Here is a 13276-nt window from a genome sequence, read left to right on the forward strand (position 1 = left end):
CACCCACAGTGGCCGGTTCATGTGGTTGTGGCGTCTACAAGCCACGCATGAACGGGGCGAAGCAGGGGCGAATCGCGTGCCGCGCCGAGGTTGAAGTAGCGTGGCCGACCATGCGTCTCGTCATCGCCCGCTGCTCCGTGGACTACGCCGGCCGGCTCACCGCCCATCTGCCCTCCGCTCCCAGGCTGATCCTGGTCAAAGCCGATGGATCGGTCTCCATTCACGCCGACGACCGCGCGTACAAACCGCTCAACTGGATGTCCCCGCCGTGCACTCTGAAGGAGGGCGGGGGCGACGGAGACGGCGCGGAGAACGTGTGGACGGTGGTCAACAAGGGCGGCGAAAAGTTGATCATCACGATGGAGGAGGTCCTGCACGACTCCTCCCACGAGTTGGGCATCGACCCGGGGTTGATCAAGGACGGCGTGGAGGCGCACCTCCAGGAGCTGTTGGCGGACCGGATGGAGACGCTCGGCGAGGGCTGGTCGCTGATCCGCCGGGAGTTCCCGACCGCGATCGGGCCGGTGGACATCCTCGGCCGCGACCGGGACGGCGTGACGGTCGCCGTGGAGATCAAGCGGCGCGGCGAGATCGACGGCGTCGAACAGCTCACCCGCTACCTGGAGTTGCTCAACCGCGATCCCCATCTGGCGCCGGTCAAGGGCGTGTTCGCGGCGCAGGAGATCAAGCCGCAGGCACGCGTGCTGGCGACGGACCGCGGCATCAGCTGCGTGACGCTGGACTACAACGCGCTGCGCGGTATCCAGGACGACAAGCTGCGCCTCTTCTGACGCCCCCTCCGGGGCTTCTTCCGGCGCCCGGAACGGGCACCGCTCCGGCGGACGCACCGTCACTGATCGAGCCGGGGCAGGTCGCCGGAGGCGGCTCCGTCGGCGGGGCGTCCGCGCCCACCGCGGTCTCCGTCGATACGGCCTTCACCGACAGTGGCGCCGGCTCCCCACCGCCGCCCAAAACGGTCCTTGCCCGCGCTGCCGTTCGAGCGGGCCTTGCCGCCGGAACCGACGGGGACGCCGGCACGCGGGTGCACAATTCCCCTTCTCCGCCGACCACTTGGAGCGGCAGCCACCGATCGGCGGCTGCGGCTGCGGCTGCGGCTGCGGCTGCGGCTCAGCCTATGGTGAGGCCGCCGTCGCCGGCCGGAGGAGCCTGCGGGCCGGTCCGCTCGGGCTGCGAGGACGACGGGCTCGGGCCCGAGGGAGCGCTGGGCCCCGGCAGGGACTCGCTCTCCGACGGATCGTCGGTCGGCTCGGGGTCGGTCGGCTCGTCCGTCGGCTCGCTCGGGTCGTCGGTCGGTTCCGGGTCGCTCGGCTCGTCCGTCGGCGTACTGGGATCGTCGGTCGGCTCGGGGTCGCTCGGCTCGTCCGACGGCGTGGTGGGGTCGTCGGTCGGAGTGGTCGGGTCGTCCGACGGGGTCGGCGAGGTGGGGTCGTCCGAGGAGGGGGACCCGCTCGGCGACGGCGAACCGTCGGACTCGGAGGGCTCGGGCTTCGGGTCCCGCGAGGTCGGATCGTCCTCCGGCCCCTCCACCGGGACGTCGTCGGCGTCCTGGGAGGAAGAGGTGTCGGGCTTCACGGTGTCCCCGGGGTCCTCGCCGCCGGAGACGTTCCCGACGGTGAGCATCGCGCCGAGCGCCACCGCCAAGAGCGCGCCCGCTCCCACCGCGGCCACGTTGCGCTTCGTGGTGCCCAGCACCGGCGCCCGCCGCTCCCGCTCGGGGACGGCGGCACCCACCACGGTGGCGTCCGACGCACCCGGCTCGCCCGGGTCGCCCGCGAACGGCACCGCCGCGGCGACGGCCGTCGGGGCTGTACTGTCCTCGCGCGCACCGGCGAACGCCGGGGGCAGGGCCGCGCCCGCGACGGAGGGCGTGCCGAGAGCGAGCGTGGAACGGTCCTCGACCAGGGCGAGCGCACGGCGGCCCGCGACCGCACCGCGCTTGTCGGCCAGCGCGCCGCGCAGCCCGATCGACGCCTCCAGCTCCGAACGGGCCCGCTCCACATTGCCCAGGCACAGCGCGAGCACGCCCAACTCGTGGTGGAAGTACGCCTCTTCGGCCACCTCACCGGCAAGACGCGCCGCCTCCTGACCACCGCGCAGCGCCTGCTCCCAGGCCGACCAGTGCAGGGCGGCGGCGAGCACCGGAGCGGTGGTGTGCGCGAGCAGCGCGGCGGAGCTCGAGTGGCCACCGGCCCTGGTCCCGCGGATCGCCGCGAGCACGGCGGGGGCCTCGGCCGCCACCCGATCCGGGGTGACCGAGGGGTGGCCCGCCCACCATGCGTAGTGCTGGGCGGCACGAAGCGCGCGATCGGCGTCGGCCTCCGCGTCGGTGAAGCCCTCGTCGGCCAGCTGCCCGGCGAGGTCTCCGGAGAGTCGGTATCCGCTGCCGGTGGCGGTGACCAGTCCCGCGGCGGTCAGCTCGGCGAGCGCCGCGTCTCCCTGCGGATCGTCCACCAGGGCGGGCAGATGGGACTGGTGGGGCATCTCGCCGTCCAGCGCGACGCCGTAGCGCAGCGACTCGCGGCCGAGCGGACTCAGCGTCCCGGCGACCGCCAGCGGGGTCAACCCCACGGTGAGCGCGGGGAGTTCGACCGTCGGGAAGGGCTCCTGCGCCTCCGCATACCCACCCGAGGCCGCTTGTGCCTCGTCGGGCCTGTCCGGCGCACCGAGCGCATCGCGGTGCCGCAGCACCGCGCCGGCCTGGAGGAACCGCAGCGGCAGGCCCTCGGACTCGAACCACAGGTCCGCGGCCCAGTCGGACTCGTCCTGCCGGAGCGGGCGCCCCACGGCGTGCTCCAGTATCCCGGTGCTCGCCTCGCGGCTGAGCCCGGGCAGTACGACCTCGGTGAGCGTGCCCTCGGTGGAGCCCGCCGGGATGTCGGGCGCGGCGGAGACCAGGAAGGCGCACTCGGGAGTCAGCCGGAGCAGCTCGTCGAGCGCGGCGCCGCCGAAGGCCACGTCGTCGAGGACGACGACCGCACCGATACCGCTGACGGCGGCGAGGAGTTCACTGCGTCCCAGCCGGTGCCAGGGGGCGTGGTAGACGGCCGCGTACAGCTCGTGCAGCAGGTCGGAGGGAGTACGGCGGTGGCCGCCCAGCCGGATCACTCCGTCCGGCGCCAGGCCTGCGCAGTCCTCGGCGACGGCGTTCAGCAGTGCGGTGCGCCCCGATCCGGGCCGGCCCACGAGCCGTACCGAACGGCCCCGGGAGAGCAGCCGCACCACCCGCTCGCGCTCGTCCTGCCGCTCCAGCAGCGGAAGCTGCTCGGTGATCCGGGCCGAGGGGCCGACCGGCGGACTGGGAGCCGCGGCACGCTGAAACGCCTCGCGTGCCTCGGCGGTGTGACGCTCCGGCGGCGCCGGCAGGTCCGCGGGCGGGCAGATCTCGATCTCACTGCCGTCGACGGGGTTGACGGTCAGCAGATACTCGTCCGCGACCAGCTGCACGGTCCTGGCCAGCGCACCGCTGTCCCGGCCGTCCCGACTCTGCGGGCCCCGGTGCGTCGGGTCCATGGTTCCAAGCCCCCCAGACGTGGTGGTCGCCGTACTCCCGGGCCACCTTCTGCGACAGTCAACCGAACCCTAGACCTTTGTTCGGTTCGACCACAGGGCACCCCCGGGCGGCGACCGGAATCGTCACGGCTTTGTGAGCGTTCCGCCGTCCTGGCCGCCGTCGTCCAGCGCTGGGTACTCGGGTCGCTGCCGTTCGTGCACACCGGCGGGGTGCGCATGTGTGCCTTCGTACCGGTTGTGCCGCTCGTACCGCTCGTACCGCTCGTACCGTTCGGGCCGGTTGCTCCGGCTCTCGTACGCCTGGCCCAAGTGCTGCTGGTTTTCGCGCACTTCGCCCGGATACATCCCGCCCACCGTGTCACCGCCGTCACGCGGTGCGCCGATGGCGGCGCCCTCGATGGCCAGGATGCGGTGCAGTCGCGTCGCCACCAGGAGCCGCTGCATCTGCGGCGGCACGGAGCGCAGCACGAGCCGGCGCCCACACCGCCCCGCTCTGCGGTGGGCGCCCATGATCACGCCGAGCCCGGTGGCGTCCCAGGAGTCCAGTGCGCCCAGATCGAGCACGAGGTCGCCCTGACCTCCGTCGAGCGCGGTGTGCAGGCTGGTACGGGCGTCCGCTGCGCTGCGGACGTCGAGGCGCCCCCCGACGACCAACTCGGCGTGGTCGCCCCTGATGTGCATATACGCTCCCTGTGCGTTCTCGTTCTGTCGTCTCTGGATGGCCTTCGTGCCACTGTCGCGCGGCCCGCACCACGACGGATCGCGCCGCACGGACAGTTGCGCGGCTCCACCCGACTGACTGCCGTTCAGCCGACGAAGTTCCTGTTCAGGGCGGAACCGTCGCCGAAATCACCCGCGCGAGTGAGATCTCGTACGGGCTGCAGCCACTGCCGGTAGGGCCTTGGCGATCGCTTCGCCGTCGCCGGAGCCACGGCCCCGCGAACACCACCGGGTACGGCAGAGCGGACCCGCACCGGCCGCGGCTCGGCGACGGCGGGACCGCGCGGTCCGCGGCTTCACGCGGTCCGCAACGTCCGGGCGGTCCGCGCAGGCGGGCGGGTGAGCCCGAAGTGCCCGGTCAGTGCTGGTAGAAGCCCTCGCCGCTCTTGCGTCCCAGGTCGCCCGCGTCGACCATCCGACGCATCCGCTCGGGCGCGGCGAACTTCTCGTCCCGCGACTCGGCGTAGATGTTGTCCGCCGCGTGCAGCAGGATGTCGACGCCGGTGAGGTCGGCGGTGGCCAACGGCCCCATGGCGTGACCGAAGCCCAGGCGGCAGGCGACGTCGATGTCCTCGGCGCTGGCGACGCCGGACTCCTGCAGCTTGGCCGCCTCGACCACCAGGGCGGTGATCAGGCGGGTGGTGACGAAGCCGGCGACATCACGGTTGACGACGATGCAGGTCTTGCCCACGCTTTCGGCGAACTCCCTTGTGGTGGCGAGAGTTTCGTCGCTCGTCTTCAGCCCGCGCACGAGTTCGCAGAGCTTCATCATCGGGACCGGCGAGAAGAAGTGCGCGCCCACGACCTGCTCGGGACGCCCGGTGACCGCCGCGATCTTGGTGATCGGGATGGCCGAGGTGTTGGAGGCCAGCACCGCGTCTTCCCGGGTCAGCTTGTCCAGCGCCCGGAAGATCTCCTGCTTGACCTCGAGCTTCTCGAACACCGCCTCCACGACGATGTCCGCGTCGGACACCGCGTCGAGGTCGGTGGTGGTCGTGATCCGCGCCAGGGCGTCCGAGGCGTCCTGCTCGCTCAGCTTCTCCTTGGCGACGAACTTGGCGTACGACGCCTCGATGCCGCTCCTGCCGCGAGCCAGCGCCTCATCGGTGACATCCCGCAGCACCACGTCCCACCCCGCCTGGGCGGAGACCTGGGCGATGCCCGAGCCCATCAGTCCGGCTCCGATGACGGCAAGCTTCCTGGCCACGTGTGCGTCCCCTCTACGTGTCCCCGCCGGCTCGCGGGGTCGGGCACAACACCGGGTGCGCCAGGGGCGGTTGCCCGGTGTGGTGCTGGCTTGGCCGGCCCGCCGCACGCGTGCGCGGGACCCGGTGCACGACGTCCGCCGGTCCCGCACGATCTGCGGCCGGGCGACGGAGCGTCAGTGCTCTCAGGCGGAGACTAGCGTCCGTGGGCGCTCGGTGGGGAACGAAGAGATGCGCGTCACGTCTCACCAGATGGACATCACACCCGCGAGCGGACCGCTGGTCCCCTCCGTGTTGCCGTGAACGCCGTGAGTGGTCGGCCGGCCGCCCAAGTCCGGCTTCCACGTGCCGTGTTGGCCGCGGTCGGCCATCTGCGCGGTGCCGGGCCCGGCCCCGGGGGCGGGCGTAGTCTCGAAGCATGGTCAATCTGACGCGCATCTACACCCGTACCGGCGACAAGGGCAGCACTGCTCTGGGCGACATGAGCCGCACCGCCAAGACCGACTCCCGGATCGCCGCGTACGCCGACGCCAACGAGGCCAACGCCGCGATCGGGGTGGCACTGGCACTCGGCGAGCTGCCCGAGGGCGTGCGAGAGGTCCTGGTACGGGTGCAGAACGATCTGTTCGACGTGGGCGCGGATCTCAGCACCCCGGTGGTCGCGGAACCGGAGTTCCCACCGTTGCGGGTGGAACAGACCTACGTCGACCGGCTGGAGGCCGACTGCGACGCCTACAACGCCGAGCTGGAGAAGCTGCGCAGCTTCATCCTCCCCGGAGGCACCGCGGGCGCCGCCCTGCTCCACCAGGCATGCACCGTCGTACGCCGTGCCGAGCGCTCCACCTGGCAAGCGATGGAGGAGCACGGAGCGAGCATGAACGCCCTCACCGCCACCTACCTCAACCGCCTCTCGGACCTGCTGTTCATCCTCGCCCGCACCGCCAACAAGTCGGTCGGGGACGTGCTGTGGGTGCCGGGCGAGAACCGCTGACACCCGTGCCCCGGGCCGCCCTCAGCGCCCGCCCGGCCCGGGGTACGACTCCTCGGCGCGATCCCGATCCGGGTCGGCGTACCGGTCGACGCGGTGGGCGGGCTCCCGGTCCTGCCGGTGGGCGGGCTGCCCGGCCTGCGGCGCCGCTACCGGTGCGGGCTCCGGGCCGCGCTTGGGCCAGAGCGTGTAACTCCCGGCCCAGATCACGCAGATGACCGTGACGAAGCCCATCTTGGCCTGCCACTCCCGCAGCGTCGTCGACCGGCCGTCGTCGCCCACGTACAGAATCGCGGCCTGGAGCAGCACCGCCGCGATGCCCGCGCCGAGGATCGCCCGCGCCGCCATCTTCCACTCGTGCAGCGCCCGTGCCATCCCGTACCTGGGCGGTTTCACCGGACGCGGGGCGCCTGCGAAACGGTGGGCGAAGTGGCCGTCGGCCCAGCGGATGAAGTAGTGGGCGTGGGTGACGGTGAAGCCGATGTAGACGGCCGCCAGCCCGTGCTTGAAGCCGGGGGTCGCGCCGTTGCGCAGGTCGACGGCGGTGACGGCGAGCAGCAGCACTTCCAGCAGCGGCTCGCAGAGCAGAACGGCGGCGCCCAGGCGTGGCATCCGTGCCAGATAGCGAAGCGCCAGCCCGGCGGCGAGGAGCACCCAGAAGGCGACCTCGCAGATGACGATCAGAGCGACGATCACGTCGGTTTCAGCCCTTCCCGCGGAGTCGGTTTGCTGTCTCCAGCTTCCTCCGCGGACGGGCCGAAACCGTCGTCACCGGCGACGATCCCGTACTGCATCCTTCGATGTACCCGTCGGGCCGGGTGTGCGGTGTTCCCGGCACCGGCGGCCCGGCAGTCCTGCGGCACCCCGCCGGCCGGGCCTCGACTCCGGCGCCCGGGCTCAGAGCACGATGCCGAGGACGAGCAGCACCGCGCCGCCCAGCAGGATCACTCCGGCCATCGTGCCGCCGATCATCAGCTCGCGCGTCTCGTCCTTCAGCAGCTCCCGCTCGGACTTGGCGGAGACGATGTACTCACCGGCCTCGGCGGGCTTGCCGATCTCCAGATAGCCGTTGACGTCGCTCGCCTCGCCGTGGATGAAGAGCTGCACGCCCTCGCGCAGCACCCACTCCTCGTGCTTGAAGCCGATGGTGCCGCCGTCGCCTCCGAAGGTGAGCGGGCCGACGCTGACGCCGCCCCTGCTCCCCTGCTGCTGGACGAACTTGTTCAGCGGCTTCGACGCCCCGACGACGTCCGCGCCCGAGGGCCGCACCACCACCTTGCCGCTCGCGTCCTCGACGAAGAACGCGGTGCCGCTGCGGTGTTGGGAGACGACCTCGTGACGGGTCTCCTTGCGGCGGCGCCCCTTGCCGTCCCTGCGGTACTCCTCGTACTTGCGGGTGATCTTGTGTCGGTGCCACACGCACGGGATCTCTTTGAGCTGCGAGGTGATCAGCCCGTCCCGGTGCGCCAGGGCGACCCCGACCACCTCGCACGGGTAGCGGAAGTGGCCCGGCCCTGCGGCTTCCGCGGCGGCCTGCTGCATGGCACGCAGATCGCTGATCGTCACGGTCTCGGTGCGCTCGAGCCGGTTTATTCGCTCGTTGGTCCCCCGGACCTTCCACGCCACCAGGGCTCCGAACGCCAGCGCGGCCAGCCCGATCAGAATCATCGCCATGGTGCCTCCCCCAGTGCCGTGCGGAACGTCGGAGACTCTACCGGCGGCATGCTGGGATGGACCATGTGACTGTCGCGACCCCCGCACCGGACGGTGCCCCGCCCGCCGAGCACCGACACCCGCGGCTGCGCCCGCACCGCGACGATGTGCTGATCGCGCTCGCCGGTGCGGTCGGCGGGCTCTTCCTCTGGTCCCTCGGCCTCTTCAACAACGTCCAGCAGGCCGACCGGTACGGCGTCCACAGCCTGATCCCGCTCGCGGTGATGTGCCTGGCGGTGCTCGGCCGACGCACTGCCCAACCGTGGGCGGTACTGGTCGGGCTGCTCGCCCTGGTCGGTGATCTGTTCACCGCCTCGCTGCTGGTGACGATCCTGCTCTTCTCCGACCTCGTCTACGCCGCGGTGATGTACGGCAACGCGCGGCTCTCCCGTGCCATGGTCCCCGCCAGCGTCGCCCTGACACTGGCCACCACCATCGGGGCGCTCGCCGCGCTGGGCGATCCGGAGGCGTTCCTGATCGGCCTGGTGGTCAGCCTCGTCACCACCTTCCCGGCCGGCACCGGGCTGCTGGTCCGCCGGCACCGCGAGGAGGCCGCGTACGAACGGCTGCGCGCCGAACAGACCGCGCTGCTGGCCGAGATGGACCGCACCCAGGCGGTGAACGCCGAACGGGCCCGGATGGCACGGGAGTTGCACGACGTGGTGGCCGGGCACCTGTCGGCCATCGCCGTGCACTCCACCGCGGCCCAGACCCTCGACGACCACGCCGCGACCCAACGCGCCCTCGGCGTCATCCGGGACAACAGCGTGCAGGGACTGGCCGAGATGCGCCGGCTGATCGAGCTGCTGCGCACCACCGGCGGCGAGGACGGGGAGCCCGCGCCCGTACCGACCCTCGCCGGGCTGCCCGCCCTGGTGGAACGGGCCCGCGGCAGCGGTGCCGAGCACGGGCTGCGCTTCGTGCTCGACCACGAGCGCGACGGCGCCGCGGTTGCGCCGCGGCTGCCCGCGCCGGTCGAACTGGCCGCCTACCGACTCGTCCAGGAGTCGCTCACCAACGCCCTGAAGCACTCCGGGCCGGGCACGGTCACCGTACGTCTCGTCCGGGAACGCACCGGGGCGGGCACGGCACCGAACGGGACGGCGGGCGGCGGCGCAGGCACGACCGCGGAGGCTCTCGTCGTCACCGTCGAGAACCCGCTGGGCCCGGACGCCGCACCGCGCGTACCGGGTACGGGCACCGGCCTGGTAGGCATGCGGGAACGAGTGGCCCTGCTGGGCGGCGACTTCAACGCCGGTCCGCAGCAGGGGAGTTGGCTGGTGCGTGCGGTACTTCCGCTGGACGAAGGAGCTGGACACAGGTGAGCGCAGTACGGGTGTTGGTCGCGGAGGACCAGGCGGCTGTCCGGTCGGGGCTGGTCCTCATCCTCGACAACGCGCCCGGCATCGAGGTGGTCGCCGAGGCCGCCGACGGCAAGGAGGCGGTCGCACTCGCCCGCCGACTGCGTCCGGACCTGGTCCTGATGGACGTCCAGATGCCCCGGCTGGACGGGGTCGCCGCCACCCGGGCGCTCACCGCCGACGCCGTCTGCGACGTGCTGGTGCTCACCACTTTCGACCTCGACGAGTACGTCTTCGGGGCGCTGCGCGCGGGCGCGGCCGGCTTCCTCCTCAAGGACACCGACGCCGCCACCCTCGTCGAGGCGGTGCGCACGGTGGCACGCGGCGACGGCATGATCTCCCCCGCCGTCACCCGGCGTCTGATCCGCCAGTTCGCCTCCCCCGCGGCAGCGCCCGGTCGTACGCCTCCGCCGGAGCTGGCCACCCTCACGGCCAGGGAGCGCGAGGTGCTCGCCCGCCTCGGCGAGGGCCTGTCCAACGCGCAGATCGCCGGCGCGCTGTCGATGGCCGAGGCGACCGTGAAGACCCACGTCAGCAGGCTGCTGCACAAGCTCGGCCTGAAAAGCCGTACGCAGGCAGCGGTGCTTGCCGGAGAATGGGGCGTACGCGGCGACTGAGAGGCGGACCGCCAGTGGACACGGACAGCACAGCGCCGCCCGCGGTACGGCTGCGCGAAGCGGTCGGCGAGGACAGCCCGTTCCTCGTGGAGATGCTGGGCGCCGCGGCCAACTGGTCACCGGAGCGGGAGCAGGTCAGCCGCGTCCATCTGCTCGCCGACCGGGCCACCGCGCGCTATGTCGAAGGCTGGCCGCGCACGGGCGACCTCGGGCTGATCGCCGAGACCGCGCAGCAGGAGCCGGTGGGCGCGGCCTGGCTGCGGCTCTTCCCCGCGGAGGACGCCGGATACGGCTTCGTCGGCCCGGACGTGCCGGAGCTGAGCCTGGGGGTGGTGCCGCCGTGGCGTGGGCGGGGCGTGGGACGTGCACTTCTGAGGGGGCTGCGGGGGCTGGCCCGCGAGGCGGGCCACCAGGAGCTCTCGCTGAGCGTCGAACGGGCCAACAGGGCGCGCGAGCTCTATCTCTCCGAGGGGTTCACCACCGTGCGCGCTGACGGCGACGCGGACACCATGGCGCTCTCGCTCCACTCCGACTTCCAGCGGCCCGCGCGAGCGCCCCGAGCAGTACGGCCGACGCCGGCGACCCAGGGCGGCTGCGGCGGTCCGGAAACCCCCCGGTTCAGGCGACGTTGACGCGCTGGCCGGGCGGGGCCGCCTCCAGCCAGGCGAGGAAACCGGTGAGCGCGTCCTCGCTCATCGCCAGCTCCACCCGCGTGCCCTGCAAGCGGCAGGCGAGCACGACGGCGTCGGACAGGAGCGCCAGCTCTTCCTCGCCCTGCGGGGTACGACGCTCCAGCACCTCGATCGCCTCGCGCTGGAGCAGCCGTCGCGGGCGGGGCGCGTAGGAGAAGACGCGGAACCACTCCACCCGGTCGCCCCGGTAGCGGGCAACGCCGTAGCTCCAGCCCTTGCCCTTGGAGTCGACGGAGTGCTCGGCGGGGATGTCCCAGCGCAGACTGCAGTCAAACGTTCCTCCGGAACGCTGGATGAGCCGGCGGCGCAGACCGAAGACGAACAGTCCCAGCACCACAAGCAGCAGGAACAGTCCGCACAGCAGCAGAGCGAGGACCATCGTTCACTGACCTCCTCGCTCAATCCCGCGCATCCGCACGCCCGGTGCGGAACGCATCTGTGATGGCTTCAGCCGCGGACCGGCAAGGAACAGTGTTCCAGGCCCGTCCGCGGCTGAGTGACGACTCGATTCGGGCTCAGCGTGCGACCGCCACAGCCCGGATACGGACATCCGCGCGCCGCTCGGCGGCGGCGTCCTGATCGGCCTTCGCGGCGTCCAGCGCACGCTCCGCGCGCTCGACGTCGATCTCGTACGACAGCTCGGCGATCTCGGCGAGAAGCGAGAGCTTGTCGTCCGCGAAGGAGATGAACCCGCCGTGCACCGCGGCGATCACGGTGCCGTCCTTGCCCAGCTGGTCCTCACCGGTCGTACGGATGGTGACCGGGCCGGACGCCAGCACACCCAGCAGTGGCTGGTGGCCGGGCATGATGCCGATCTCACCCGACGAGGTGCGCGCGACGACCAGGCTGGCCTTGCCCGACCAGACCTTGCGGTCGGCGGCGACCAACTCGACGTGCAGCTCAGCCACAGTGGCTCCTCTACAGGGGTGTTACTGGGGTTGTCACAGGATAGGGGGTGTGCCGTGGTCGGGGGCGGGCGGACCCGCCCCCGACCGGAAGCGGGAGTCAGGAGACGCCCAGCTCCTTGGCCTTGGACTTCAGGTCCTCCAGGCCACCGCACATGAAGAACGCCTGCTCGGGGAAGTGGTCGTAGTCGCCGTCGGCGATCGCGTTGAACGCGGTGATCGACTCGTCCAGCGGTACGTCCGATCCGTCGAGACCGGTGAACTGCTTCGCCGCGTGGGTGTTCTGCGACAGGAAGCGCTCGATACGACGGGCGCGGTGGACGGTGAGCTTGTCCTCCTCGCCGAGCTCGTCGATGCCGAGAATGGCGATGATGTCCTGGAGGTCCTTGTACTTCTGCAGAATTCCCTTGACACGGGAGGCCGTGTCGTAGTGCTCCTGGCTGATGAAGCGCGGGTCCAGAATCCGGGAGGTGGAGTCCAGCGGGTCCACCGCCGGGTAGATGCCCTTCTCCGAGATCGGACGCGAGAGCACGGTGGTCGCGTCCAGGTGGGCGAAGGTCGTCGCCGGAGCCGGGTCGGTGAGGTCGTCCGCCGGCACGTAGATCGCCTGCATGGAGGTGATCGAGTGGCCGCGGGTGGAGGTGATGCGCTCCTGGAGCACACCCATCTCGTCGGCCAGGTTCGGCTGGTAGCCCACCGCGGAGGGCATGCGGCCGAGCAGCGTGGAGACCTCGGAACCGGCCTGGGTGAAGCGGAAGATGTTGTCGATGAAGAACAGCACGTCCTGCTTCTGCACATCGCGGAAGTACTCCGCCATGGTCAGACCGGCCAGGGCCACGCGCAGACGCGTCCCCGGCGGCTCGTCCATCTGACCGAAGACCAGCGCGGTCTGCGGGAGAACGCCGGACTCGGCCATCTCCTCGATCAGGTCGTTGCCCTCACGGGTGCGCTCACCGACACCGGCGAAGACGGAAACGCCCTCGTGCAGCTTGGCCACACGCATGATCATTTCCTGGATGAGCACGGTCTTGCCGACGCCCGCGCCGCCGAACAGACCGATCTTGCCGCCCTTGACGTACGGGGTCAGCAGATCGACGACCTTCAGGCCGGTCTCGAACATCTCGGTCTTCGACTCGAGCTGGTCGAACGCCGGGGCCTTGCGGTGGATCGGCCAGCGCTCGGTGACCTCGGACTCGGCCTCGGGCTCGTTCAGGATCTTGCCCAGGGTGTTGAACACCCGGCCCTTGGTGACGTCGCCGACGGGCACGGTGATGCCCTCGCCGGTGTTGGTCACCGCGGCCTGGCGGACCAGACCGTCGGTGGGCTCCATGGAGATGGCGCGGACCACGCCCTCGCCGAGGTGCTGGGCGACCTCGAGGGTCAGCTTCTTGAGCTTGCCCTCCTCGGCCGGGTCCGGGACCTCGACGTTCAGCGCGTTGTAGATCTCGGGCATCGCGTCGACGGGGAACTCCACGTCGACGACCGGGCCGATGACCCGCGCGACGCGGCCCGTGGCGACGGGCGTCTCAACAGTGGTGGTCATA

Annotated in this window: 12 protein-coding genes and 1 pseudogene; 5 read left to right on the forward strand and 8 right to left on the reverse strand. The window is 71.5% G+C overall.

What is annotated here, in order from left to right:
- The first annotated feature begins 110 nt into the window (after positions 1–110).
- A complete protein-coding gene (gene nucS / locus JGS22_RS01560) occupies positions 111–791 on the forward strand; it encodes an endonuclease NucS (RefSeq protein WP_211039869.1) in 681 nt (226 codons plus the stop codon).
- A gap of 337 nt (positions 792–1128) precedes the next feature.
- Here the strand turns inward: nucS and JGS22_RS01565 are convergent, their stop codons facing one another.
- The 3 genes and pseudogenes from JGS22_RS01565 to JGS22_RS01575 form a co-directional block, all read right to left on the reverse strand.
- Complete coding sequence (locus tag JGS22_RS01565; RefSeq protein WP_211039868.1) at positions 1129–3531, reverse strand: ATP-binding protein; 2403 nt, start codon at positions 3529–3531, stop codon at positions 1129–1131.
- Between the two features lie 369 nt (positions 3532–3900).
- Positions 3901–4212, reverse strand: a pseudogene (locus JGS22_RS01570) (STAS domain-containing protein); the annotation flags it as partial.
- Positions 4213–4609: 397 nt separating this feature from the next.
- Positions 4610–5458: a 3-hydroxyacyl-CoA dehydrogenase family protein gene (locus JGS22_RS01575; protein WP_211039867.1), complete on the reverse strand. Its 849-nt coding sequence runs from the start codon at positions 5456–5458 to the stop codon at positions 4610–4612.
- Between the two features lie 416 nt (positions 5459–5874).
- Here JGS22_RS01575 and JGS22_RS01580 point away from each other — a divergent pair, with 416 nt between their 5' ends.
- On the forward strand, positions 5875–6447 hold the full coding sequence (locus tag JGS22_RS01580) for a cob(I)yrinic acid a,c-diamide adenosyltransferase (RefSeq protein ID WP_211039866.1): 573 nt from the start codon (positions 5875–5877) through the stop codon (positions 6445–6447).
- Positions 6448–6468: 21 nt separating this feature from the next.
- Here the strand turns inward: JGS22_RS01580 and JGS22_RS01585 are convergent, their stop codons facing one another.
- Both JGS22_RS01585 and JGS22_RS01590 read right to left on the reverse strand, forming a co-directional pair.
- A complete protein-coding gene (locus tag JGS22_RS01585; RefSeq protein WP_308405463.1) occupies positions 6469–7140 on the reverse strand; it encodes a hypothetical protein in 672 nt (223 codons plus the stop codon).
- Positions 7141–7341: 201 nt separating this feature from the next.
- The gene (locus JGS22_RS01590; RefSeq protein ID WP_211039865.1) at positions 7342–8118 is read right to left on the reverse strand and encodes a GIDE domain-containing protein; all 777 of its coding nucleotides are present in this window, start codon (positions 8116–8118) and stop codon (positions 7342–7344) included.
- Positions 8119–8174: 56 nt separating this feature from the next.
- On the opposite strand from JGS22_RS01590, the gene JGS22_RS01595 reads away from it, so the two are divergent.
- From JGS22_RS01595 to JGS22_RS01605, 3 genes are read left to right on the forward strand one after another with little or no spacing between them, the layout of a single operon-like run.
- Positions 8175–9482, forward strand: a complete 1308-nt coding sequence (locus tag JGS22_RS01595; protein ID WP_211039864.1) for a sensor histidine kinase — start codon at positions 8175–8177, stop codon at positions 9480–9482.
- Positions 9479–10135 (forward strand): response regulator, encoded by a 657-nt coding sequence (locus tag JGS22_RS01600; protein WP_211039863.1) that lies wholly within the window; start codon positions 9479–9481, stop codon positions 10133–10135. Before JGS22_RS01595 ends, JGS22_RS01600 begins: the two co-directional genes overlap by 4 nt.
- Before the next feature lie 14 nt (positions 10136–10149).
- Entirely contained in the window at positions 10150–10767 is a 618-nt protein-coding gene (locus JGS22_RS01605) for a GNAT family N-acetyltransferase (protein WP_308405464.1), read from the forward strand.
- Here JGS22_RS01605 and JGS22_RS01610 read toward each other — a convergent pair.
- The 3 genes from JGS22_RS01610 to atpD form a co-directional block, all read right to left on the reverse strand.
- On the reverse strand, positions 10754–11206 hold the full coding sequence (locus JGS22_RS01610; RefSeq protein ID WP_211039861.1) for a DUF2550 domain-containing protein: 453 nt from the start codon (positions 11204–11206) through the stop codon (positions 10754–10756). The genes JGS22_RS01605 and JGS22_RS01610 overlap by 14 nt on opposite strands.
- 136 nt (positions 11207–11342) lie before the next feature.
- Positions 11343–11735 (reverse strand): F0F1 ATP synthase subunit epsilon, encoded by a 393-nt coding sequence (locus tag JGS22_RS01615; protein WP_211039860.1) that lies wholly within the window; start codon positions 11733–11735, stop codon positions 11343–11345.
- Between the two features lie 97 nt (positions 11736–11832).
- The gene (atpD, locus tag JGS22_RS01620; RefSeq protein ID WP_211039859.1) at positions 11833–13275 is read right to left on the reverse strand and encodes a F0F1 ATP synthase subunit beta; all 1443 of its coding nucleotides are present in this window, start codon (positions 13273–13275) and stop codon (positions 11833–11835) included.
- Position 13276 lies beyond the last annotated feature (1 nt).

This window comes from Streptomyces tardus (assembly GCF_018101125.2).
Taxonomy (GTDB): Bacteria; Actinomycetota; Actinomycetes; order Streptomycetales; family Streptomycetaceae; genus Streptomyces; species Streptomyces tardus.